Source organism: Lentzea sp. NPDC055074, assembly GCF_053608005.1.
In genome coordinates this window covers 237,007-258,951 of record NZ_JBSGUQ010000003.1, presented here as the reverse complement: position 1 = coordinate 258,951, position 21,945 = coordinate 237,007, and the positions used below count along the sequence as shown (strand labels likewise).

Sequence of the window (21,945 nt, the reverse complement as noted above, 5' to 3'; positions counted from 1 at the left end):
TTCAGCCGAACAGGCCGATCTCGTGCGCCACCGTCCCGCAGCGGTAGACCAGATCGGGCCTGAGCCGAGCCACCATCTCGAAGTCCACCGACCGCAGCACCGCCGGCAGATCCACCCGACGGTGTGACGGATGCCGGTAGCCCTGTTCGTGCAGCCGCAGCCACGCGTCCAGCATCGCGATCTCGCAGCCGTCGTCGACGCGCGGCAGCCCGAGGCCGTCGACCACGTCGAGCAGGTCCTCGTCGGGCCCTCCTCTGCCGATCCGGTCGCAGAGCTGCACGACGAACGCGCTGCTCGCGGCCAGTCCGGTCCCGGCCAGCTCCCGCAGCGTCGCGACGCTCACGGTGACGTCCCGGCGCAGGCGGTCCAGCACCAGGTCCGGGTACCGGCCGGCCCACCGCAGGTAGTGCGCCGCGCGGTCCTCCGGGTCGACCGGCGAGGCGGCGAGCTGGACCAGCGCCCGCGCGTAGTGCACGTCGCACCGGTTGTCCGGCAGGGCTTCGAACGCGTGCCGGAACTCGTTGGCCACCGGATCGCCGGTGAACCGGGCCTCCCTCACCGCGTCGCGCAACGAGATCCGCCCGACCGGCCCGCCATCCTCCACAGTGGCCGGAACGTCAGCGCCGATCCCGAGCACGACTGCCGCGGGCCCGGACCACCGCACGTGCAGCGTCCCGACCAGCGCGTCCCACTCCACTTCGGACAGCTGCGACTTCCAGAACGCCGTCAGCCTCGGCCAGTCGTCCACGCCGATGTCGCGCGACGAGCACAGCGGCGACAGCACGACGTGGAGCAGCACGAGGTTGAGGCTGTAGACCGCGTGCCGAGCGGGCACGGACCGCCGTGCGGGCTGACGCGCGAGCACCCGCCTGAGCGACTCCGCCAGCTCGGATCGGTCGTCCGCACCGTCCGCCCGTTCCGCCAGGAACTCGAGCACCTCGGCGCTCGACGACAGAGGGGTCCGCGACAGCAACGCGTACAGGGAGTCGTCGGACCGCGAACCGCGCGTCTCCCGGAGTGCGCGCCAGACCGACCGCGCGACCAGGTACTCCCCGAAGATCGCGCTGGAGAACCGTCCGCCCTGGTGGAACCGCGCCACGGCGGCGGCCGACATGCGTTCCAGCCCGGGCACCCCGTCCAGCACCCGGTCGTACAGGTCCACGCGGGCGAGGCCGTCCGCGTGGTGCAGAGCGAGCAACGGCAGCAGGAGCGGCTGCTCGGCGAGGTCCAGGTGCGGGAGCACCGCCTCCACCGGCAGCGGCTCCCCGCGGCCGGCGGCGTTCCAGACGTCGAGCCACGTCGTGATGTTGTCCGCGGAGAACGGCATCAGCCGCACGACGTCCACGTCCGCGGGAACCCGCAGCACGCCGTCCCTGCTCGTCACCACGACCGCGACCGGCCGTCCGTCCCCGGCGCATCGGCGCTGGAACGCCTCGACGGTCTCCAGGAAGCCCGGCTCGGTCGCGTCGTCGAGCAGCACCACGGGCAGCGCGTCCTCCCGCAGCACGGCGCCCAGCTCGGTCTGCCCCAGCAGGTCGGCCTCGGTCGCGACCGACCCCAGGTCGATCCGCACGGCCGGGAAGCCGCTCAGGGGCAGCCGGGCGGCCAGCACCTCCGTCAGCAGGGACTTCCCCGATCCGGGCCCGCCGAGCACGACCAGCGGACGGGTCACGGCACCGGGCGAGGTCAGGTGCCCGACCACGTGCTCGTAGAGGTCCGAGCGCACGGAGGCCGACAGGCCGGTCCGGAAGTCCGGGTCGACGTACGCGTCCCTGACCAGCGGACCCTTCGGCCCCCGGCCGGGGTCGACGATCGGCCGGTCGAGCGCCGCCCGGTACCGGTCCACGAGCAACTCCACGGCGTCCGCGTAGCCCAACGTCCTTCCCACCCGGCCAAGTCGATCAGTGATCCGAGCAGGGGCGGGGGCCGCGGGCGACGACAGGTCGTTTGGGGCCGTTGAACGGCAAGAGGTGATCGGCTGAACGGACCAGTCGCGACGAAGTCATGCACTCGTGTGCGCTACAAGCGCGTCCACGAACAACGGCCACACCACGCGCGGCAGGTCGTGCCCGACCGAGTCCAGCACCAGCAACGACGCCCCCGGCACCGCGTCCCGCAACGCCTCGCCGTGCTCCAGCGGGAACACCGGATCGATCGCCCCGTGCACCACCAACGTGGGCGCGACGATGTCACCGAACCCACCACTCCGAGGTGCGTCGAACTCGATGCAGAAGTGGTTCGTCATCGCCGACTGCACGTTCACGCTCCGTGCCACGTCCTCAACGGCAAGCCGACGCACGGCCTCTTCGTCGAAGAAGGGCGACGCACCGGCGTACGCGCGCAGCACCGACACGATGTTCTCCACGTCGGACGACGACTGCTGCCCCGACGCCTCCATGAACGCCTCGGTCATCGGCGGCAACCCGGGATCACCGGTCGTGGTGGCCAGGAACGTCAGCGACGCCACCCGGTCCGCGTGCTCGACGCCCAGCGCCAGTGCGATCGCCCCGCTCATCGACCGCCCGACCACGTGCGCCCGTGCCACGCCCAGCGCGTCCAAGATCCCGACGGCGTCCAGCACCATGTCGGACAGCGCGTAGCCGGGCTCACCGGGCGGATAGCTGACGGACAACCCCGTGTCGCGGTTGTCGTAGCGGATCACGAACCGCCCGCGTGCTGCGAGAGCCGTGCACAACTCCGTTTGCCACCACAGCATGGACGCGCACGCGCCGTGGATCAGCAAGACGGCCGGGTCACGAGGATCGCCGAACGTCTCGACGCACAGTTCCACTCCGTTGATGTTCATCAGCGCACCGCCGGTCCATCGCGCAGCACGCCGCGCACGTGATCCACCGAGAGAGAAGCAGGGTCGAACGCCGTCAGGCACCACGTGGCCCCGGCCCGAACGAACGGCGACACGTCGGCGCCGGGCTCGACCTCGCAGACGTAGTCGAACGGTCCGTCACCGGTTCTCAGGGCCTGCACCCGCCCCACGGCGTCCGCGAACTCATCGGCCGAGGAGAGGTTCACCGGGAAGAACCCGTCGAGGCGGGCGGCGCGGCGCATCGGTCGTTGCCTCCCAGGGAAACCCGCCGCCCACACCGGTATTCCAGGCCGTTGCACCGGCCGAGGCAGGAACGTCACACCGTCCACTGTGTAGTGCTTACCGCGGTGGTGCACGGTCTCGCCCGACCACGCCGCCCGCAGGACCTCCAGCGACTCGTCGAGCATCTCGCCGCGCACCCGGTCGTCGCACTCCTCGCCGGTCCGGGAGAACTCACCGGCGAACCGGTCGCTGCCGAGGCCCACGCCGAGCACGAGCCGGCCGCCGCCGAGCAGGTCCAGCGAGGCGGTCTCGCGGGCGAGCTTGACCGGGCGGCGGCGGGTGACCGCCGAGACCATCGGCCCGAACCGCAGCGTCGAGGTCGCGGCGGCGACGGCGGCCAGCGTGATCCACGGGTCGGCCACGTGCGTCACCGGCTCGCGCCACCGCAGGTGGTCCCAGACGAAGAGCCCGGCCCAGCCCGCCTCCTCCGCCTCGGCGGCCAGGCGGGCGACGAGCAGCGGGTCGGCGAGCGAGTCGAAGAGCGGCAGCCAGAGCGCGCATCGAGGGTTCATACCGGCAACGCTAGGAACGATCGAGCATCAACAAAAGCGATAGATTCTGCTCGGAACAACCAGCTGTGCTTATCATCAGCTCGTGCTGGACCTCCGTCACCTCGCCACCCTGGACGCCGTCACCGCGGAAGGCACCTTCGGCCGCGCCGCCGACCGCCTCGGCTACACGCAGTCGGCCGTGAGCCAGCAGGTGGCCGCGCTGGAGAAGACCGTCGGCGGCGCCGTGTTCGACCGCCCGGGAGGCCCGAAACCGGTCCGCCTCACGCCGTTGGGCGAGGTCGTGCTGGCCCACGGACGTGAGCTCCTGGCCCGTGCCGCCGCCACCGAGGACGCCGTCGAACGGTTCCGGGCGGGCGAGGGCCGGGTCGACGTCGGCACGTTTCAGAGCGTCACCAACGTCCTGCTCCCGGCCGTGGTGCGCCAGATCCTCGACGAGCATCCCGCCGCCGACATCCGGCTGTTCGAGGAGGAGCCCGACCAGCCGCGCGTCGACGGCCTGGACCTGCTCTTCTTCGACGGGAGACTGAAGGGCGAGGTCGAGCAGACCAAGATCCTCGACGACCCGTACGTGCTGGTCGCGCGCCGCGGCCAGTTCCCGGACGGCCCGGTCGCGCTGCGGGCACTGCACGGCACGCCGATGGTCGCCCAGCCGCCGATCTGCGACCAGGCCAGGGTCGAACGGATCTACGCCGACGCCGGTGTCGCCCCGCTGATCGTGTTCCGCACGGCCGACAACCGCGGCGTGCTCTCGATGGTCCGCGCCGGCCTGGGCGTGGCCGTCGTGCCGAGACTCGCCCTGGACCTGCGGGAAGGCCTGTCCACGCACGAGCTCGAACCGGCGCTGCCGCCGCGCGAGATCTACCTTGCCTGGCAGGCGAACCGGACCCTGTCGCCGCTGGCCACCCGCGTCCTGGAGCTGACCAGGAACGCCGCGAGCAGGCTCTAGTCGCGCGGCCCGCGCAACGTCAGCACCACCCGCAGCACGTGCTCGACGGCCGCCGGGAACACCGCTCCCCGCAGCTCGTCGCGGTGCACCAGGGTCTGCCCGGCGAACTCGACCATGCGCTCCGGCCCCACCCGCCGCACCACGAGCGCGGCGACCTCCTCCAGGTCGAGGCCCGGGTTGTCGACACGAGCCAGCGCGAACTCGACGATCAGCTCCTCGTCACTCATCCGTTCCTCCCCGACTCATCGGATCTTCCCACCGATACAGGTCGAAAACATGCGCTGGACCGATGATCCGGACCACCCGCACGCTGTCTCCCATGAAGTTCTCGCGGCCAGGAGCCCGCAGCTGGCGATGCCCGCCCGCGCCCACCGAGGTGCGGGAGTTCCACGCAGGACTGCCCGGCTACGCACCCACTCCGCTGACCGAACTGCCGGCGCTGGCCGCGGAGCTCGGGGTCGGCCGCCTGTTCGTCAAGGACGAATCCTCCCGGCTCGGCCTGCCCGCTTTCAAGGCTCTCGGCGCGTCCTGGGCCGTTCACCGGGTGCTCGAACGCCGTTCGGGTCAGGTCACGCTCACCACCGCGACCGACGGAAACCACGGCCGCGCGGTCGCGCGCATGGCCCGGCTGCGCGGTCAGCGGGCCCACGTCTTCGTGCCGAGCACCGTGCCCGAACGGGCGGTCGCGGCCATCCGCGCCGAGAACGCCGAGGTCACGGTGGTCGACGGCACGTACGACGACGCGGTCGCCCAGGCCGCGAACGCGGACGGGGTCCTCGTGCAGGACATGGGGTGGCCCGGCTACGAGGAGGTCCCGGCCTGGATCGTCGAGGGCTACGGCACGCTCTGCCACGAGATCGACGAGCAGCTCGACGCGGAACCCGGCCTGGTCGTCGTCCCGGTCGGCGTCGGGTCGTTCGCGCAGGCCGTGATCACCCACTACCGCAGCCGCGACTCCCGCACGCGACTCCTCGCCGTCGAACCGGACAGCGCCGCGTGCGTCCTCGAAAGCCTCAGGGCGGACGAGGTCACGACCGTCCCCACCGGCGACACGATCATGGCCGGGCTCAACTGCGGCACACCGTCCACCACCTCCTGGCCCCACCTCCGCAACGGACTGGACGCCGCCGTCTCGATCTCCGAAGCCGACTGCACCAAGGCGATGCAGGACCTCCACGCGCAGAACGTCCACTCAGGACCGTGCGGCGCTGCATCTCTTGCCGGACTCCGTGCCATGCGTGACGAGTTCGGTCCACTCGACACCGTCGTTCTCATCAGCACCGAAGGACGCCCGTGAACCCACGTGACCTGCTGGCAGAACTGATCTCCATCGACTCGGTCAACCCCGACCTCGTCCCCGGAGGCAACGGCGAGGGCGAGATCGCCGACTTCCTCACCACCTGGTTCCACACCAACGGCTTCGAGGTCCACCGCCTCGAACAACGGCCCGGCAGGCCGTCGATCGTCGCGGTCAGAAAGGGCACCGGCGGCGGGAGGTCGTTGATGCTCAACGGCCACGTCGACACCGTCGGCCTCGCCGGGTACGACGGCGACCCGCTGAAGCCCGTGGTCCGGGACGGCAGGATGTTCGGCCGCGGCACCTTCGACATGAAGGGCGGCATCGCGGCCATGATGGTCGCCGCCGCCAGAGCCACCGAACGCCCGCTCCGAGGCGACGTCATCGTCGCGTGCGTGGCCGATGAGGAACACGGCAGCTTCGGCACGGAGGAGGTCCTCGACCACTTCACCGCCGACGCCGCCATCGTCACCGAGCCCAGCCACCTGGAGGTCACGCTGGCGCACAAGGGTTTCGTGTGGTTCGACGTCGAGATCGCGGGCAGGGCGGCCCACGGCTCACGACCGGAGCTGGGCATCGACGCCATCGCGAAGGCCGGCCACTTCCTCGTGGCGCTCGAACAGCTCGCCCGGGACCTCGAAGACGGCCCGCGCCACGCCCTGCTCGGCACCGGCACGGTGCACGCGTCGCTGATCAGCGGCGGCGAGGAGGCCTCGACCTACCCGTCCGCCTGCCGGATCACCCTCGAACGCCGCACGGTCCCCGGCGAGTCACCGCAGCAGACCGAGGACGAGCTGCGCGCGATCCTCGGACACCTGACCGCCACGGTCCCGGACTTCACCGCCACGCTCACCCGAGGCCTCGCCAGGGACCCGTTCGAGGCCGACCCGGACGCCGAGATCGTCCGCACGCTGATCGCGAACCTCGGCGCGCCGCCGGTCATCCGCGCCGAGCCGTTCTGGACCGACTGCGCGCTGCTGGACCGCGCCGGGATCCCCTGCCTGCTGTTCGGTGTCGACGGCGCGGGTGCCCACGCGGCGGCCGAGCACGTCGACCTGGCGTCTCTCGACCGGCTCACCGACGTCCTGACCGGCACGATCACCGAGTTCTGTCGCTAGGTTGACTTCCCGGGGAGTACGAGGGGGAACCGGGGATGCCACGCAAGGAACGTCCGCTCGACGCGGGCGACTCAGCCGTGCTCGCGTTCGCGCGGGAGCTCAGGTCGTTGCGGGAGCGGGCGGGCAGCCCGACCTACCGCCGGCTCAGCTCGCTGACGCACTACTCGGAGGCGGCGCTGTCGCAGGCCGCCGCCGGGCGCAAGCTGCCGACGTTGCAGGTCACGCTCGCCTACGTGCGGGGGTGCGGGGGTTCCGAGGAGGAGTGGGAACGCCGCTGGCACGCCGTCGCCGCGGACGAGGCGCCGCCGGAGCAGGACCCCGGCTCGCCCTACGCGGGCCTGAAGGCGTTCGGGCGGGAGGACGCCGAACGGTTCTTCGGCCGCGACCGCCTGATCGACCGGCTCACCCGTCAGGTGGAGGACGAACGGGTCGTCGTGGTCGTGGGCGCGTCCGGCGCGGGCAAGTCGTCGCTGCTCAGGGCCGGTCTGATGCCCCGGCTCGGCGACCACGCGGTGCTGTTCACGCCCGGCCCGAGCCCGCTCGAGGAGTGCTCCCGGGCGGTGCGGGACGCCGGCGAGGACACCGTGCTCGTGGTCGACCAGTTCGAGGAGATCTTCACCCTCTGCGAGGACCGGGACGTCCGCAGGCGGTTCGTCGACGCGCTCACGGCGCACCGGGTCGTGCTGGGCGTGCGGGCCGACTTCTACGGCCACTGCACGGACTTCCCCGTGCTGGTCGAGGCGATGGGGCGGGCCCAGCTCACCGTCGGCCCGATGAGCACGGACGAGCTGCGCGCGGCGATCGTCCAGCCCGCGCGGCGCATCGGGCACGCCGTCGAGACCGCGCTGGTCGCCGAGCTCGTCGCGAACTGCGCCGAGCAGGCCGGAGCGTTGCCGTTGCTCTCGCACGCCCTGCTGGAGACGTGGCACCGCCGGAAGGGCAACACCCTGACGTTGCAGGGGTTCCGCGCCGCCGGCGGGTTCGAGGGCGCGCTCTCCCGCACGGCCGAGTCGGTGTTCGCCGGTCTCACCGAACGGCAGCAGGAGGTCGTGCGGTCGCTGTTCCTCCGGCTCACCGCGATCGGGGACGGCACCGAGGACACCAAGCGCCGCGTCCACCGGGGCGAGCTCGACGACGAACCGGACGCCGCGCTGGTGCTGGAGGCGCTGACCACCCACCGGCTCGTCACGGTCGACCACGACCGCATCGAGATCACGCACGAGGCGTTGCTGCGTTGCTGGCCGCGGCTGCGGGAGTGGCTCGCGGCCGACCGCGACGGCCTGCGCGCCCACCGCGACCTGGCCGAGGCGGCGACCGTCTGGGAGTCGCTCGACCGCGATCCCGGCGCGCTCGCCCGCGGCGCCCGGCTCGCCTCGTTCCGCCCGTGGCTGGCCGAGCCGCCGCACCCGCTGACGGCCCGCGAACACGAGTTCCTCACCGCCAGCGTCGCCGCGGAGTCCGCCGAGCTCGCGAGCACCCGCCGGGGCCGGCGGGTGCTGCAGGTGCTCGTGGGCCTGCTGACCCTGCTGCTGATCGTCGTCACCGGCATCAGCGTCACGGCGATGCAGGCCACCAGGGAGGCGACGAACCAGCGCAACAGCGCTCTCTCGCAGAAGGTCGCCCAGGACGCCCAACGCCTGCGCGCCAGCGATCCCGCGCTGGCAGCCCAGCTCGCGCTCGCCGCGTACCGGCTCTCCCCCACGCCCGATGCCCGCAGCGCCGTGCTCAGCGCGTTCACGCCTTCCTACGCCACCCGCCTGACGAGCCACCACGACAACGTCAACTCCGTCGCCTACTCGTCCCAGCGCAAGCTGCTCGCCAGCGCGAGCCGCGATCGCACGGTCGAGGTCGTCGACGTGACCGACCCGCACCACCCGCGAGACGTCGCGAAGCTCACCGGCCACACCGACAACGTCGTGAAGGTCGATTTCAACTCCGCCGGCACGATCCTGGCCACGGCCGGATGGGACCGCACGGCCCGGCTGTGGGACACGAGCACAGGAACCGCGCTCGCCACCCTCTCCCACGCCGGCGAGGTCAACGCCGTGGCGTTCAGCGCCGACGACCGGGTCCTCGCCACCGCGAGCACCGACGGGTTCGTCCGGCTGTGGGACCTCACCGACCCGCGCAGCCCGCGCCAGACCACCGAGCTGCGTCACCCCGGGTCGGTCATCTCGCTCGCGTTCGGCCCGGACCGGCTCGTCGCCGGCACCTGGGACGGCTCCGCGCTGCTGTGGGACCTGAAGGCCGGCACCTCGCGCACGCTGCCGGGCAAGGGCCCGGTCCACGCCGTCGCCCTCAGCCCGGACGGGCAGAGCATCGCGACGAGCCACGACCGCGACGTCCAGGTCTGGCCGGCGAACGGTGGCGAGCCGCGCACCCTCGCCGGTCACACCGACGTCGTGCGCGGCCTCGCGTTCAGCCCCGACGGCCGTCTCGCCAGCACGTCGGTCGACCGCACCGCCCGCGTCTGGGACCTCGACCGGCCGGGCCCGCTCGTGCTGGCGGGACACACCGCCGGGGTCGTCGCGGCCGTGTTCGCCGCAACGACGCTGGTGACCGCGAGCGACGACCACACCGTCCGGTTGTGGGACCTGCCCGGCGAGCTCCTCGAAGCCCACAGCGACTCGGTCTACTCCGTCGCCACGAACGGCAGCACCGTCGCGACCGGCAGCTACGACCGCACGGTGACGCTGTGGCGGGACGGCCGGCTCCTGACCGTCCTGACCGGGCCCGCCGACGCCGTCAACACGGTCAGGTTCACGCCCGACGGCAAGACCCTGCTGGCAGCGAGCGCCGACCACCGCGTGCACCGCTGGGACGTCAGCGGCACCACACCGGTGAAGCTCCCCGGCCTCGCGGGCCACACCGACGCCGTCAACGCGCTGGCCATCAGCCCGGACGGCTCGACGATCGCCACCGCGGGCACGGACCGCACGATCGTGCTGTGGGACGCGAGGACCGGCGCCTCGACCGGCACCCTGGCGGGCCACTCGGACTCCGTCGAGACCCTCGCGTTCAGCCCCGACGGCCGTCGCCTGGCCAGCGGCTCCGGTGACTTCAGCGTGCGCGTCTGGGACATCGCGCTGGGCCGCGTGACCACGCACATCAGCGGCCGGTCGCACGTCGTGAAGTCGGTCGCGTTCAGCCCGGACGGCAGGTTCCTCGCCACCGGCGGCACCGACTTCGCCGTCCGCGTGTGGGATGCCGTGACCGGTGGGCTCGACGCCGAGCTCACCGGCCACACCGACACCGTGCACGCCGTGGCGTTCTCGCCCGACGGCACGACCCTGGCCAGTGCGAGCGCGGACCACGACGTCCGGCTCTGGCGGACCGGCGACCGCACCCCGCTCGCCACCCTGTCCGGCCACACCGACCGCGTCTACGCGCTCGCGTTCCTCCCCGACGGCCGCACGCTGCTCAGCGCGGGCGGCGATCGGACGGTACGAGCGTGGGAGGCCGACGTCGGCCACGCCGCCGAACGCATCTGCGCCGCGGTGTCGCCGCCCCTGTCCGCCCCCGACTGGAACCGCTACTTCCCGGACGTCGACCTCACCCCGCCCTGTCCCTGACGACCTTCGTCAGGACGATCTCGGCAGGCTCACCTCGTCACTCATGCTCTCCCCCTTCTCCCGCTGCCTGTGTAGCGGGAGAAGGTTCTTCACGGTCGAGACGCCGGCGTGAAGAAACAAAGGTGAACAACGGCGATCTTGACGTTCCCCGAACAAATCCCGAACCACGCCCGTCCGGAGGTCCGGCACCGTATCGCCCCGAACGGTTCTCGCCGATCTCGAGAGGGGACATCTCATGAAACTCAGACACGTGGTGTGCGGGTTGGGCACGGCGGTCGTGCTGTTGTTCGGGGGCGTGCCGGCGACCGCCGCGGCACCGGCACGCCTGTCGGTCGAGGGGGCCGACGTGGTCGATCCGGCGGGGAACCCGATCGTGCCGCGCGGCTACAACTGGGGGCAGTGGGGCACGGTCCAGCCGCAGGACGGGACGGACAACGCGGCGGCCGGCGCGAACTCGGTGCGGATCCCGCTGCGCTGGTGGGGTGAGTGGAAGGACGGCGTCGACAGCCGCGACCCGGACCCGGCCAACCCCAGCCACATCAAGGCGGGCCACCTGGCGCTGCTCGACCAGACCGTCGAGCAGGCGAGTGCGGCGGGCCTCTGGATCACGCTGTTCGTGGACTCCGACCACGGCCAGGGCGCGGAGGGGCGCCCGGACAACTTCTGGACGAACCCCGTGATGAAGCAGCAGTTCAAGGAGGTCTGGCAGTTCCTCGCGAAGCGCTACAAGACCAAGGCGTACGTGGGGATGTACGAGATCCTTCCCGAACCGAAGCCGATCGGGGTCGACGACGCGGGGGTGAAGGCGTTCTACGACGAGATGATCGGTGTGATCCGGGGGATCGACCGCCGGACACCGATCGTCGTCGGACCCAACGACAACTACGCGTGCAGCCGTCTCGAAGGCGCGTACACGACGGTCGACCCGAAGGTCGTCTACACCTGCAACTACTTCATCTTCAGCGAGCCCCTGAACCGGATCGGGCAGATCACCTCCTTCCGCGCCGCGCACGACGTGCCGGTGTGGATCAACCAGGTCGGCGTCGAGAGCGGGGACGACGACGCGAAGGCGAAGGCCCGCAAGGTGCTGCAGGCCTTCGACGACAACGGCATCGGCTGGGCGTGGTGGACCTACCGGATCAGCGGCCTGAACCCGGACACGCACGGCATCTACTACGCCGACCCCTCCGAGCCCGACGGCTGGCACCTCAAGCCGGCGTGGCTCGCGTTGGTGAACGGCTACCTCGCCGCATGACCGGTTCCTCGACGTAACGCCAGCTGAGCGCCGCCGCCACGATCGTGAGCACCGCCGCGACCGGTCCGGCGGCGGCGCCCAGCTCCGGCCGCAGCCACAGCGTCAGCGGGTAGTTCCAGAGGTAGGCGCCGTAGGACAGGGTGCCCAGCGCGACCAGCGGCCTGATCGGCGTCGCCACCTGCTCCCACTTCGACCAGACGAGCAGCAGCACCGCCGTGCAGGCCGCGATCGCCGGTCCCGCCACGAGGTAGGTCAGCGCGTGGCCCCGCAGCGGAACGATCGACAGCACGGCGAGTCCGGTCAGCGCGATCGGCACGGCCCAGCGTGGCGCGGTGGTCAGCTCGAGCCTGGTCGCGGCGCCGATCACGAAGCACACGAACCACGACGTCGGCAGCGCGTACGCGTTGTCGGCGTTCGGCCACAGCCAGACCAGCGTGGCCATGCAGGCCGCGAGCGCTCCCAGCGCCGTGACGACGAGGACTGCGCCCGTGCGGTTGCGCACCCACGCGAAGGCGAGGAGCGCCGGCCACAGAAGGTAGAACTGCTCCTCGGTGGCGAGCGTCCAGCCGTGGAACGCCGCCGGGCTCACGCCGCTGATCGGCAGGTTGCCCGTGAACGTGACCAGCACGATCACCGTCTTGAGCAGCCTGTCGCGCTCCCCCAGCGGATCGAACACCAGCGTGACGACGGCGAAGACGACCACGAGCGCTATCAACGCGGGCAGCAGCCGGCGCGCCCGCCGCAGGTAGAACCGCTTGAAGTCGACACGTCCCTTCGCCTGCAACTCCCGTTGCAGGACGCCGGTGATCAGGTAGCCGCTGAGCGTGAAGAACACGACCACGCCGACCACCCCGGCACCGGGGAACACGTCGGGGAACGCGTGGCGCAGCATCACGAGGAGGATCGCGATGCCGCGCAGCACGTCCAGTCCGGCGATGCGCCTCACCGCATCGCTCCCCGCACGAGCTTGTCCAGCAGGTCCGGATAGGACAGTCCGGCGGCCGCGAACATCTTGGGCACCTGCGACTCCGCCGTCATGCCCGGCATGGTGTTGACCTCGTTGAGCACGAACCCCTGGTCGGTGAGGAAGAAGTCGACCCGCGCGAGCCCACGGCAGCCGAGCGCCTCGTAGACCCGGAGCGCCGCGTCCTCCACCGCCTTGAGCTCGGTGTCCTCCAGCGGCGCGGGGACCACGAACTGGGCGCTGCCGTCGTACTTCACGGTCGTGTCGAAGAGCCCGGGCACCCGGATCTCCAGCGGCGGACCGGTCCGGCGGCCCTCGTCCGGGTCGTCCAGCACCGCGATGTCGATCTCCCGGCCGTCCAGGACCTCCTCTACCAGCACGCGGTCGTCGAGTTCCAGCGCCCGGCGCACCGCGGGTTCGAGGTCCTCCTCGCGTTCGACGAGCGTCACGCCGAAGCTCGACCCCGCCGCCACCGGCTTCACCACGACCGGACCGGCGAAGTCCACAGTGGACGCGTCGGTGACCAGCACTCCCTTCGCCGTGCGGACCCCGACCGCCTCGGCGACGAGCTTGGTGGCCCACTTGTCCATCGCGAGCGCACCGGCCCGCAGCGGCGAGCCCACGTACGGCACGCCCGCCAGCTCGCACAGACCCGCCAGCGTGCCGTCCTCCCCCAGCGGCCCGTGGACCAGCGGCAGAACCACGTCGCAGGTCGCCAGCACGTCGAGCGCGGCGGCGAGGCTGCCGGACGTGAGCGTGTCCAGCACCTGGCCGTCCTGGCCGTGCCACCGCCCGTCGCGGCCGATCGTGAGCGGCACGACCTCGTACCTCGCCGGGTCGAGCGCCCCGCGCACCGACGCCGCCGACGCCACCGAGACGTCGTGCTCGCAGTTCTGCCCGCCGCCGATCACGGCCACGCGGATGCCCCTCATCGAACGCTCCTCCGCACCCTCGCCCCGATGCCCGTCACGATCTCGTGCGGGATCGTTCCCGCCCACCGAGCCCAGTCCCCGACCGTCGGCTCGCCGTTCTCCCCCGGCCCGAACACCACCGCCTCGTCCCCCGGCGCCACCCCGTCGTCCCCGACGTCCACCACGACCTGGTCCATCGAGATCACCCCGACGACCGGCCTCCGGCGCCCTGCCAGCCACACCTCCGCGCGGCGGGAGGCGGTGCGCGGCAGGCCGTCCGCGTAGCCCACCGGCAGCAGCGCCAGCGTCGTCTCGCGGCCGGTGACGTGCGCGTGCCCGTACCCGACCCCCGTTCCCGCCGCGACCCGCCGCACCTGGACCACCGGCGCCGTGAACCGCAGGGCGGAGCGCAGCCGGGTGGTCCCGGACGGGTCGATTCCGACCAGTCCGGCCCCGATCCGGACGACGTCCAGGTGGGTGCCGGGGTCGGTCAGCGCGGCGCTCGTGGCCGCGAGGTGCCGCACCGAGGGCTCGAGGCCCGCCTGGCGCGCCATCTCGACTCCCCTGGCGAACGCGCGCTTGCCGGGCTCACTCGCTCCAGCTGTGTCGGCACAAGGCAGATGTCCCATCACTCCGACGACCGAGACCCTCCCGGCCAGTTCCGCACGGCGTGCCGCCGACATCAGCGACAGCCACGACTCCGGCGCGGCCCCGTCCCGCGCCATTCCCGTGTCCAGCTGCAGGTGCACCCGCACCCCGGCGTCCAGTGACGTCAGGTGCTCGAGACTCGGGACGCTCAGGTCGATCCCGTACCGGACGGCCGTGCGCACGTCCACGTCGACGGGGTTGAGCCAGCTGAGGACCGGAGCGTCCACACCGGACTCGCGCACCGCGACGGCCTCCGCCAGCGACGTGACCCCGATCCACGTCGCTCCACTCGCGACGGCCGTGCGCGCGACGTCCCCCAGGCCGTGCCCGAACCCGTCGGCCTTCACCACCGCCATGACGCCACCCCGCGCCCACGAGACGAACCGTCGCGTGTTGGCGGCCACCGCGTCGAGGTCCACCGAGAGCCCGGGCGCCGCCGAGACCTGGCGGACGCTCGTCACGAGCGCGCCCACGCAGGCACCTCCACCGGTCCGTAGACGGCGTGGTCGGCCCCGCTGAGCAACGCCCAGTAGCGGTCGCCGTAGGACCAGTGCCACCACTCGGTCGGATAGTTGATCAGGCCGGCGTTCCCGAGCGCGCCGGCCAGCACTGTTCGGTTGTGGCGGGCCTCGTCGTCGACCTGCGCGCCGAAGAAGCACGTGCCGTCGCTCTCCTCAGGCGTGGCGTCGACCGCCGTGCCCATCCACAGCTCCGCCCCCGACGTCGTGACCAGCGTCAGGTCGACAGCCGCCCCCGCGACGTGCGGCGCGACGGACAGCGGCGCCACGAACCGGCTCGACAGCCGGCCGAGCTCGACGGCGTCGGCGCGCGGGTGGAGCTCCGCCAGCTCGGCCGTGTACCGCTCGATGATCGCGCTCTGGTCGGCGACGCTGCGGTGCCCCTCGATCACCCGCAGGTCCACACCGGACGGAAGCAGCGCGCGAGCCACGTCGAGCCGTCGCGCGAGCCCCTCCCGCACCAGCACGCCGGGTGCGTAGTCCAGTGGCACCAAAGGATCCCCGTTGTCGAGCACGCGAACGGCGCGCACGATCGGATCGGCTAGCAGGATGGTCATGCAGCCAACCTAGGAAGCCGCGTCCACTCCGGACTCCTTCTCCAGGCCACGCGCCGCCGCCGTTCGGCCGGTTCGGCGCGGAGAACATCGGCCGAACGGCTGAGAACCCGCACGCCGCGCCGGAATTCGGCAGACTGGCGGGGTGACCCGACTCAGGACGACCTGACGTGCACGCCGCCGGCCTGGTGCTGCACCCGCAACGAGACTCCGCCGCCGCCGTCGAGGCGATCCTCGGCTGGGCGACCCACCGCGGTGTCGAGATCCTCGGCATCGCCGACGAGATCCAGCGCCTGCGATGCGAGGCCACCCCGGTCACACCGGAGGAGCTGGGCCGCCGCGCCGACCTGGTCGTGAGCCTCGGCGGTGACGGCACGATGCTGCGCGCGATGCGTCTCGCCGACGGCGAGAAGGCCCCGGTCCTGGGCGTCAACCTGGGCAAACTCGGCTTCCTGGCCGAGGTCGACGTCCCCGACCTGCCCGCCGCCCTGTCCGCGATCGACGCGCACGACTTCACCGTCGAACCCCGCCTCGCCATCGACGCGGAGTTCCTCGGCCAGAGGATCACCGCGTTCAACGACATCGCCGTGGTCCGCGTCCCCGGCGACGGCAGCGCGCGGGTCGCCGTCCACGTGGCGGGCCAGCCGTTCGTCAGCTACGCCGCCGACGCCGTCATCGTCGCCACCCCGACGGGGTCCACCGCGTACAGCTTCTCGGCGGGAGGCCCGATCACCAGCCCGTCCGTCGAGGCGCTGCTGGTCACCCCGGCCTCCCCGCACTCCGCGTACAACCGGGGCGTGGTGCTGTCGGTGAACGACCAGGTGGACCTCGACCTGCTCCCGTCGAGCGGCCGCCTGGCCGTCGAGGTCGACGGCATGGTCGCGGGCTACGTCGAGCCCGGTCAGCGGGTGTCGTTGCGCGGACGGGCCGCGGCGGCGCGGGTGGTGCGGCTCGGGATGACGACGTTCTACCAGCGGGCGCGGCGCAAGCTGCGGCTCACGGACTCGGCGGAGCTCGGATGAGGCTGCGCGAGTGGACCGTCGCGGACGCGGGCTGGTACGCGGAGGCCACCAGGGACCCGGAGGTCCAGCGGTTCACGACCGACCCGCCCACGATCACCGAGGAGCAGGTCGCGGCCGCGATCGAGGCCCTGCCCGGCAACGCCGCCACCGCGTCGTTCTGCATCGAGGACGGCGGCGAGCGCTGCGGCAACGTCGCCGTCGACGTGGCCGACGGCATCGGCCACGTGTCCTACCTCGTGGCCGCCGGAGCGCGGGGCCGCGGGCTGGCGTCCCGGGCGCTGACGGAGTTCGTCGCGTGGATCCTCGCGAACCGCTCCGTGACCGAGCTGCGGCTGTGGACGCACCGGGACAACGTCGGCTCGCGCAAGGTCGCCGAACGCGCCGGGTTCGTCCGCGATCCCGCCCGCGACGAGGACCGCGAGATCAAGGGTGTCGTCTGGCCGACGGTCGCCTACCACCTCGTTCCCTGATCTCCAGCCAGGCTCGAGCCCCGCTTGTTCGGATGTCTGCGCCGAGCACACCGGAGGGGGCAGGGGACGATGGAACTGAACAGGCGCAAGATGTTCGCGCTGGGCGCGGGTGCCGCGCTCGCCGCGAGCACGGGGACCGCCGGTGCCGACGCGGAGAGGACGGCGCCCGAGCCGAACCTCCCCGGCTTCCAGCACAACTACGCGCAGGTCAACGGGGTGCGCCTGCACTACGTCACCGGCGGGCGGGGCGAACCGCTGCTCCTGCTGGCGGGCTGGCCGCAGACCTGGTGGCTGTACAACAAGATCCTGCCCGCCCTCGCGACGAGGTTCCGCGTGATCGCGGTCGACATGCGAGGGCAGGGCGGCTCCAGCAAGCCCGCGGGCGGCTACGACAAGAAGACGATGGCGACCGACCTGCACGAGCTCGTCAAGAAGCTCGGGTACAGCAAGGTCAACGTCGTCGGGCACGACCTGGGCAGCATGGTCGCGTTCTCGTTCGCGGCCAACTTCCCGGACGCGACGAAGAAGGTCGCGTTCATGGACGTGCTGCACCCCGACGAGAGCTTCTACCAGATCCCGCTGCTCCCGCCGCCGGGTGGATTCAGCGTGTGGTGGTTCGCGTTCAACCAGGTCATGGGCCTGCCCGAACAGCTGCTGGCCGGCCGGTTCCGCTACCTGATCGACTGGCTCTTCGCGAACACGGCGTTCACGCCGTCCGCCATCGACGAGCGGTCGCGGCGGATCTACGCGCAGAACTACAACTCGGCGGACGCCATCCGCGCGAGCAACGGCTGGTACCAGGCTTTCCACCAGGACATCGCGGACGGCAAGACGTACGCCAAGCTGGCGGTACCCGTGCTGGGCCTCGCCTCGATCTCGTCGTACGACCAGTTCCTGGGAGCGCTGCCGAACGTCGCGAACCAGTTCGAGGTCGTGCGGGTCGACGGGTCCGGCCACTGGCTCGCCGAGGAGCAGCCGGACTTCGTCGCCGGCGAGATCGTGCGGTTCTTCAGCTGACCGGACGTGCCGAGGGGATGAACGCCGCGACCACGACTGCGAGCAGCGCGGTCGCGGCGCCCAGGCCCATGATGAGCTGGAAGCTGAACGGCGCACCCACCTGCGTGAGCACCACACCGGCCACGGCGCTCGACACCGACGTGCCGATCGCCCGCATCAGCGTGTTGAGGCTGTTGGCCGCGGCCGTCTCCGAGGTCGGCACCGCGCCCATGATCAGGGCGGGCATCGCGCCGTAGCCCAGGCCGATGCCGGCGCCGATCACGGCCGAGACGACGACGAGCTGCCAGATCTCGGTCAGCATGAACACCCCTGCGCCGTACCCGAAGGCGACCACCAGCGCGCCCAGGATCAGCGTGGTGCGGGGGCCGCGGGCGTTCGAGATGCGCGCGGACACCGGCGCCGTCGCCATCATGACCAGGCCGGACGGCACCAGCACCAGACCCGTGACGAGCAGCGACTGCCCGAGGCCGTGACCCGTGGCGACGGGCAGCTGCAGGACCTGCGGCAGCACCAGCGACTGCGCGAACAGGGCGAACGCGAACGACACCGACGCGATGTTGGTCAGCAGCACCTGGCGCCGCGCGGTGGTGCGCAGGTCGACCAGCGGCTGTGGTGACCTCAGCTCCCACCAGCCCCACAGACCCAGGACGACCGCCGCGGCGAGGAACAGGCCCGTGACGGCGCTACCGCTCCACGCGGACGCCTTCGACACGCCGAGCAGCAGGCAGATCAGCGCGACCGAGAGCCCGAGCGCGCCGGGGAAGTCGAAGCGCCCGCCGCTGCGGACCGGTGACTCCGGCACCCAGACCAGCACCGCCACCAGGGCGAGGACGCCCGCTCCCGCCGACGTCCAGAACAGCATGTGCCAGTCGCTCTGCTCGACGAGGAGTGCCGCGGCGGGCAGGCCGAGCGCGCCGCCGACACCGAGCGAGGCGCTCATCAGCGCGGTCGCCCCGGCCAGCCGTTCGCGTGGCAGCTCGTCGCGCATGATGCTGATGCCGAGCGGGATCACGCCGACGGCCATGCCCTGCACCACGCGTCCGACGATGAGCGGCACCAGCGAGTAGCTCAGCGCTCCGATGATCGAGCCCACGACCACCATCACCAGGCTGACCAGCAGCATGCGGCGCTTGCCGTACATGTCGCCGAGCCGGCCGATGACCGGCGTCGCGACCGCGCTGGCGAGCAGCGTCGAGGTGATGACCCAGGTGGTGTCGCCGGGCGACGAGCCCAGGAGCTGGGGGAACCTCGGCAGGAGCGGGATGACGAGGGTCTGCATCAGCGAGACGACGATGCCGCCCATCGCGAGCACGGCCACGACGACGTTCGGGCGCGTCACCGGACGCGTTTCTTCGAGGAGCACGCGATCGAGTCTAAGTCAGTCACTTGACTTAACATCGAGCGGTGCAAGGATGTCCCGGATGTCCGAAGCGGAAGTGACGATGAACAAGGTGGACGCCCGGTCCAGGGCGGAGCGCGCGCACGCCACCCGCGAGCTGATCCTCACGGCGGCCGAGCGGCTCTTCGCCGAGCACGGGGTGGTGGCCGTGTCGAACCGCCAGGTCAGCGAGGCTGCCGGGCAGGGCAACAACACGGCGGTCGGCTACCACTTCGGCACCAAGGCCGATCTCGTGCGGGCCATCGCGCGCAAGCATCTCGCGCACGTCGAGGAGATCCGCCAGCGCAGGGTCGCGGGCCTCGGCACCTCCCCCGGCCTGCGCGACTGGCTCGAGTGCCTCGTCCGCCCCGTCACCGAGCACCTGGACGCCGTCGGCAGCCCCACCTGGTTCGCGCGGTTCGGCGCCCAGGTGATGACGGACCCGACACTGCGGCCGATCATCGTCGAGGAGACCCGCTCGTCGCCGTCGCAGGTGCGCATCCTGGCGGGCCTCAACGCCTGTCTCGCCGACCTGCCGGCCGACGTGCGGGCCGAACGCCACGACATGGCCCGCCAGCTGCTCGTGCACATGATCGCCGAACGTGAGCGCGCCCTCGCCGACGGCACCCCGACCCCGCGGGCGAGCTGGCCGGACGCGGCGACGGGGCTGGTGGACGCGCTCGTCGGCCTGTGGGGCGCGCCCGTGTCGGCCTGACCACCCCGTTGATCCGCGCTCTTCGCGGCCGCGGGACGAGACGCGTTGGACGTGGTCCCTTCCGCCCACGCCCAACGCGGCTCACGTCAGCTGTTTCAGCTCTTGAGCGCGTAGAACCGCATCGGCGCGTTCGGCTCGAACCCGATCCGCGGGTAGACGGGCGCACCGGCGGCTGTGGCGTGCAGCGTGGCACGGGTGATCCCGGTAGCCCGCCACGCCTCGTGCAACGCCTTGCGCGTGACCGCCTCGCCGTAACCCCGGCGCTCCCAGGCCGGATCGGTCGCGACCAGCACCACGAACAACCGCCCTGCCGTCTCGACCGCCCCCGCGCACGTCACCGGCACGCCGTCCCGCAGGCCCAGGTACGCGTGCACGCCGCTCTTCCACAACGCCGATCCGGCGATGCCGTCCCGTCCGGCCTCCAGGTCGAACCCGTAGGCGCGGGAGTTGATGTCCGCGTACGCCAGCAGCTGCTCGTCGGTGGTCACGCGCTCGAACGTCAGCTCCGCGTGCGACGGCTCCGGAACCGGCAGCAGGTCCCCCGCCATGCCGGTGCCGGGGAACGCGAACTCGAGGCCGGCGCGAGCGGCCAGCGCGTCGAGGTCGGCGCCCGGCGCCAGGTCCTCGAACACCCACAGGAAACCGAAGTTCTCCTTCGCCCGCATGACCTCCGCGGCCTCGGCGAAACGCTGGGCGAGCAGGTCGGCGCCGATGCCGGGCTCGGTCAGCGTGACGCAGTTCCAGAACGGGAAACGGCAGTCCGCCCACCTCACCGCGACACCGGGAAGGTCACGCACATCGGCGTCCGGATCCCGGTCCAGCACCATCGCACGCCAGCCCACGACCAGCTGCTCCACGGACTCCGCCGTCAAGTCGATCATGCGCCCGAGACTAGCCGCCTCATCATCAACGCCAGGTGGAGCCGGAACCGCCCGGACGCCGAGTCGAGCTCGAACCCGAGCGCGGCCTCGGCACGCGCCAGCCGCGCGGTCATCGTGCTGTGGTGGCGGTGCAGCACCCCGGCCGCCTTGCGGACCGACCCCGTCGTGCACAACGCGTCGAGCGCCGTGATCATGCCGGGTTCGGCGGCCAGGACGTCGAGGGCGCGGACGTCCGGCAGCGCCGCGACGCCGACCGGGTCGAGCTGCTCGGCCAGCAGCGCGAGACCGCCGAGCTTCTCCCACCACACCACGGGTTCACCGTCCGATGTGTACTTCAGCGCGAGTCGCGCGGCGTGCCACGACCTCGCGGCGTCGATCGCGGGCAGCAACGGCCCGACACCGAGCCGGCCGTCGGACCGCGGCACCTCCACGCTCAGCACCGCCCGCACGTCACCGACCAGCGCGGACCGGCCGGGCACCTCACCGATCGCCGCCAGCACCCGCAACGGCGAGGTCGCACCGATGCCCAGCAGGTGCAGCGCCCGCGAACGTTCCGCCGTGCCAACGCTTTCCGAGAGCACCAGCTCCACCAGCGCGGGATCACCCAGCTCCGGCAGCGGCACGCTGGAGTGCTCGAGCAGCACCGCGGCGGCGATCGCGAACCGTTCCAGCAGCATGTCGTCGAGCGGCGCGGGCGGGCCAGGCCGCGCGACCCAGACCCGCACACCGCCTTCGAGGGCGCGCACCGACGCCTTCGCGGGCACCGGATCGGCCGTGACCGCACCACCGGCCTCGGCCCGCAGCGAGAGCCCCTGGCCGGGCGCGTGCAGGCCGACCGGGCACCCGGCGAGCTCGGACGTGCTGCGCACCAGGGCGTCCAGGCCGGCGCGCTCGGTGATCAGGCGATCGAAGAACCCGATCACCCTCACCGCGCTCTCGGCGTCGGCGTCCAGCCCGGACAACCTCAGCAGCAGGCCCTTCATCCCGTCACCATAGCCCCGACAGGTGGCTGGCCGGGTGGCCGAATCGCCCGCCACGTGTCGGCTGCCCGCACCGCCGCT

At 72.0% G+C, this 21,945-nt stretch carries 20 protein-coding genes; 9 read left to right on the top strand and 11 right to left on the bottom strand.

The genetic code is table 11. From position 1 onward, the window contains the following. Position 1 precedes the first annotated feature (1 nt). The 3 genes from ACWF7A_RS08430 to ACWF7A_RS08420 form a co-directional block, all read right to left on the bottom strand. Positions 2-1,888 carry a hypothetical protein gene (locus ACWF7A_RS08430; RefSeq protein ID WP_452249777.1) on the bottom strand — a complete coding sequence of 629 codons (1,887 nt, stop codon included), beginning with the start codon at positions 1,886-1,888 and terminating at the stop codon, positions 2-4. 114 nt (positions 1,889-2,002) lie between these two features. Continuing rightward, positions 2,003-2,806: an alpha/beta fold hydrolase gene (locus tag ACWF7A_RS08425; protein WP_452249776.1), complete on the bottom strand. Its 804-nt coding sequence runs from the start codon at positions 2,804-2,806 to the stop codon at positions 2,003-2,005. Then, the gene (locus ACWF7A_RS08420) at positions 2,806-3,618 is read right to left on the bottom strand and encodes an LLM class flavin-dependent oxidoreductase (protein ID WP_452249775.1); all 813 of its coding nucleotides are present in this window, start codon (positions 3,616-3,618) and stop codon (positions 2,806-2,808) included. Before ACWF7A_RS08420 ends, ACWF7A_RS08425 begins: the two co-directional genes overlap by 1 nt. A gap of 82 nt (positions 3,619-3,700) precedes the next feature. On the opposite strand from ACWF7A_RS08420, the gene ACWF7A_RS08415 reads away from it, so the two are divergent. Then, positions 3,701-4,564, top strand: a complete 864-nt coding sequence (locus ACWF7A_RS08415) for a LysR family transcriptional regulator (RefSeq protein ID WP_452249774.1) — start codon at positions 3,701-3,703, stop codon at positions 4,562-4,564. On the opposite strand, the gene ACWF7A_RS08410 is transcribed toward ACWF7A_RS08415, so the two are convergent. Beyond that, positions 4,561-4,791 (bottom strand): hypothetical protein, encoded by a 231-nt coding sequence (locus tag ACWF7A_RS08410; protein ID WP_189157587.1) that lies wholly within the window; start codon positions 4,789-4,791, stop codon positions 4,561-4,563. The two genes, ACWF7A_RS08415 and ACWF7A_RS08410, sit on opposite strands and share 4 nt — an antisense overlap. A gap of 92 nt (positions 4,792-4,883) precedes the next feature. Between ACWF7A_RS08410 and ACWF7A_RS08405 the strand changes: the two genes are divergently transcribed. The 4 genes from ACWF7A_RS08405 (at position 4,884) to ACWF7A_RS08390 (ending at position 11,806) form a co-directional block, all read left to right on the top strand. Further along, positions 4,884-5,861, top strand: coding sequence for a pyridoxal-phosphate dependent enzyme (locus ACWF7A_RS08405; protein ID WP_452249773.1), 978 nt, complete (start codon positions 4,884-4,886; stop codon positions 5,859-5,861). Continuing rightward, on the top strand, positions 5,858-6,979 hold the full coding sequence (locus ACWF7A_RS08400) for an ArgE/DapE family deacylase (protein ID WP_452249772.1): 1,122 nt from the start codon (positions 5,858-5,860) through the stop codon (positions 6,977-6,979). Before ACWF7A_RS08405 ends, ACWF7A_RS08400 begins: the two co-directional genes overlap by 4 nt. Before the next feature lie 35 nt (positions 6,980-7,014). After that, the gene (locus ACWF7A_RS08395; RefSeq protein ID WP_452249771.1) at positions 7,015-10,551 is read left to right on the top strand and encodes an nSTAND1 domain-containing NTPase; all 3,537 of its coding nucleotides are present in this window, start codon (positions 7,015-7,017) and stop codon (positions 10,549-10,551) included. A 235-nt stretch (positions 10,552-10,786) separates the two neighbouring features. Continuing rightward, complete coding sequence (locus ACWF7A_RS08390) at positions 10,787-11,806, top strand: glycoside hydrolase family 5 protein (RefSeq protein ID WP_452249770.1); 1,020 nt, start codon at positions 10,787-10,789, stop codon at positions 11,804-11,806. Here the strand turns inward: ACWF7A_RS08390 and ACWF7A_RS08385 are convergent. The 4 genes from ACWF7A_RS08385 to ACWF7A_RS08370 are packed head-to-tail and all read right to left on the bottom strand — an operon-like array spanning position 11,760 to position 15,404. Continuing rightward, positions 11,760-12,752, bottom strand: coding sequence for an acyltransferase family protein (locus tag ACWF7A_RS08385; RefSeq protein WP_452249769.1), 993 nt, complete (start codon positions 12,750-12,752; stop codon positions 11,760-11,762). The two genes, ACWF7A_RS08390 and ACWF7A_RS08385, sit on opposite strands and share 47 nt — an antisense overlap. Further along, complete coding sequence (locus tag ACWF7A_RS08380; RefSeq protein ID WP_452249768.1) at positions 12,749-13,702, bottom strand: D-alanine--D-alanine ligase family protein; 954 nt, start codon at positions 13,700-13,702, stop codon at positions 12,749-12,751. Before ACWF7A_RS08380 ends, ACWF7A_RS08385 begins: the two co-directional genes overlap by 4 nt. After that, positions 13,699-14,802, bottom strand: coding sequence for an alanine racemase (gene alr / locus ACWF7A_RS08375; protein WP_452249767.1), 1,104 nt, complete (start codon positions 14,800-14,802; stop codon positions 13,699-13,701). The genes ACWF7A_RS08380 and alr overlap by 4 nt, the downstream gene beginning before the upstream one ends. Beyond that, the gene (locus tag ACWF7A_RS08370) at positions 14,787-15,404 is read right to left on the bottom strand and encodes a M15 family metallopeptidase (protein ID WP_452249766.1); all 618 of its coding nucleotides are present in this window, start codon (positions 15,402-15,404) and stop codon (positions 14,787-14,789) included. The genes alr and ACWF7A_RS08370 overlap by 16 nt, the downstream gene beginning before the upstream one ends. A 167-nt stretch (positions 15,405-15,571) precedes the next feature. Between ACWF7A_RS08370 and ACWF7A_RS08365 the strand changes: the two genes are divergently transcribed. From ACWF7A_RS08365 to ACWF7A_RS08355, 3 genes are all read left to right on the top strand, one after another. After that, a complete protein-coding gene (locus ACWF7A_RS08365) occupies positions 15,572-16,423 on the top strand; it encodes an NAD(+)/NADH kinase (RefSeq protein WP_452249765.1) in 852 nt (283 codons plus the stop codon). Next, positions 16,420-16,893, top strand: a complete 474-nt coding sequence (locus ACWF7A_RS08360; protein ID WP_452249764.1) for a GNAT family N-acetyltransferase — start codon at positions 16,420-16,422, stop codon at positions 16,891-16,893. Before ACWF7A_RS08365 ends, ACWF7A_RS08360 begins: the two co-directional genes overlap by 4 nt. A 69-nt stretch (positions 16,894-16,962) precedes the next feature. Beyond that, a complete protein-coding gene (locus ACWF7A_RS08355; protein WP_452249763.1) occupies positions 16,963-17,910 on the top strand; it encodes an alpha/beta fold hydrolase in 948 nt (315 codons plus the stop codon). On the opposite strand, the gene ACWF7A_RS08350 is transcribed toward ACWF7A_RS08355, so the two are convergent. Then, positions 17,903-19,213 carry an MFS transporter gene (locus ACWF7A_RS08350; protein ID WP_452250152.1) on the bottom strand — a complete coding sequence of 437 codons (1,311 nt, stop codon included), beginning with the start codon at positions 19,211-19,213 and terminating at the stop codon, positions 17,903-17,905. The two genes, ACWF7A_RS08355 and ACWF7A_RS08350, sit on opposite strands and share 8 nt — an antisense overlap. A 118-nt stretch (positions 19,214-19,331) precedes the next feature. Between ACWF7A_RS08350 and ACWF7A_RS08345 the strand changes: the two genes are divergently transcribed. Next, entirely contained in the window at positions 19,332-20,003 is a 672-nt protein-coding gene (locus ACWF7A_RS08345) for a TetR/AcrR family transcriptional regulator (protein ID WP_452249762.1), read from the top strand. Between the two features lie 95 nt (positions 20,004-20,098). Here the strand turns inward: ACWF7A_RS08345 and ACWF7A_RS08340 are convergent, their stop codons facing one another. Continuing rightward, positions 20,099-20,884, bottom strand: a complete 786-nt coding sequence (locus ACWF7A_RS08340) for a GNAT family N-acetyltransferase (RefSeq protein WP_452249761.1) — start codon at positions 20,882-20,884, stop codon at positions 20,099-20,101. Then, entirely contained in the window at positions 20,881-21,867 is a 987-nt protein-coding gene (locus ACWF7A_RS08335; protein WP_452249760.1) for a helix-turn-helix domain-containing protein, read from the bottom strand. The genes ACWF7A_RS08340 and ACWF7A_RS08335 overlap by 4 nt, the downstream gene beginning before the upstream one ends. Between the last annotated feature and the right edge of the window lie 78 nt (positions 21,868-21,945).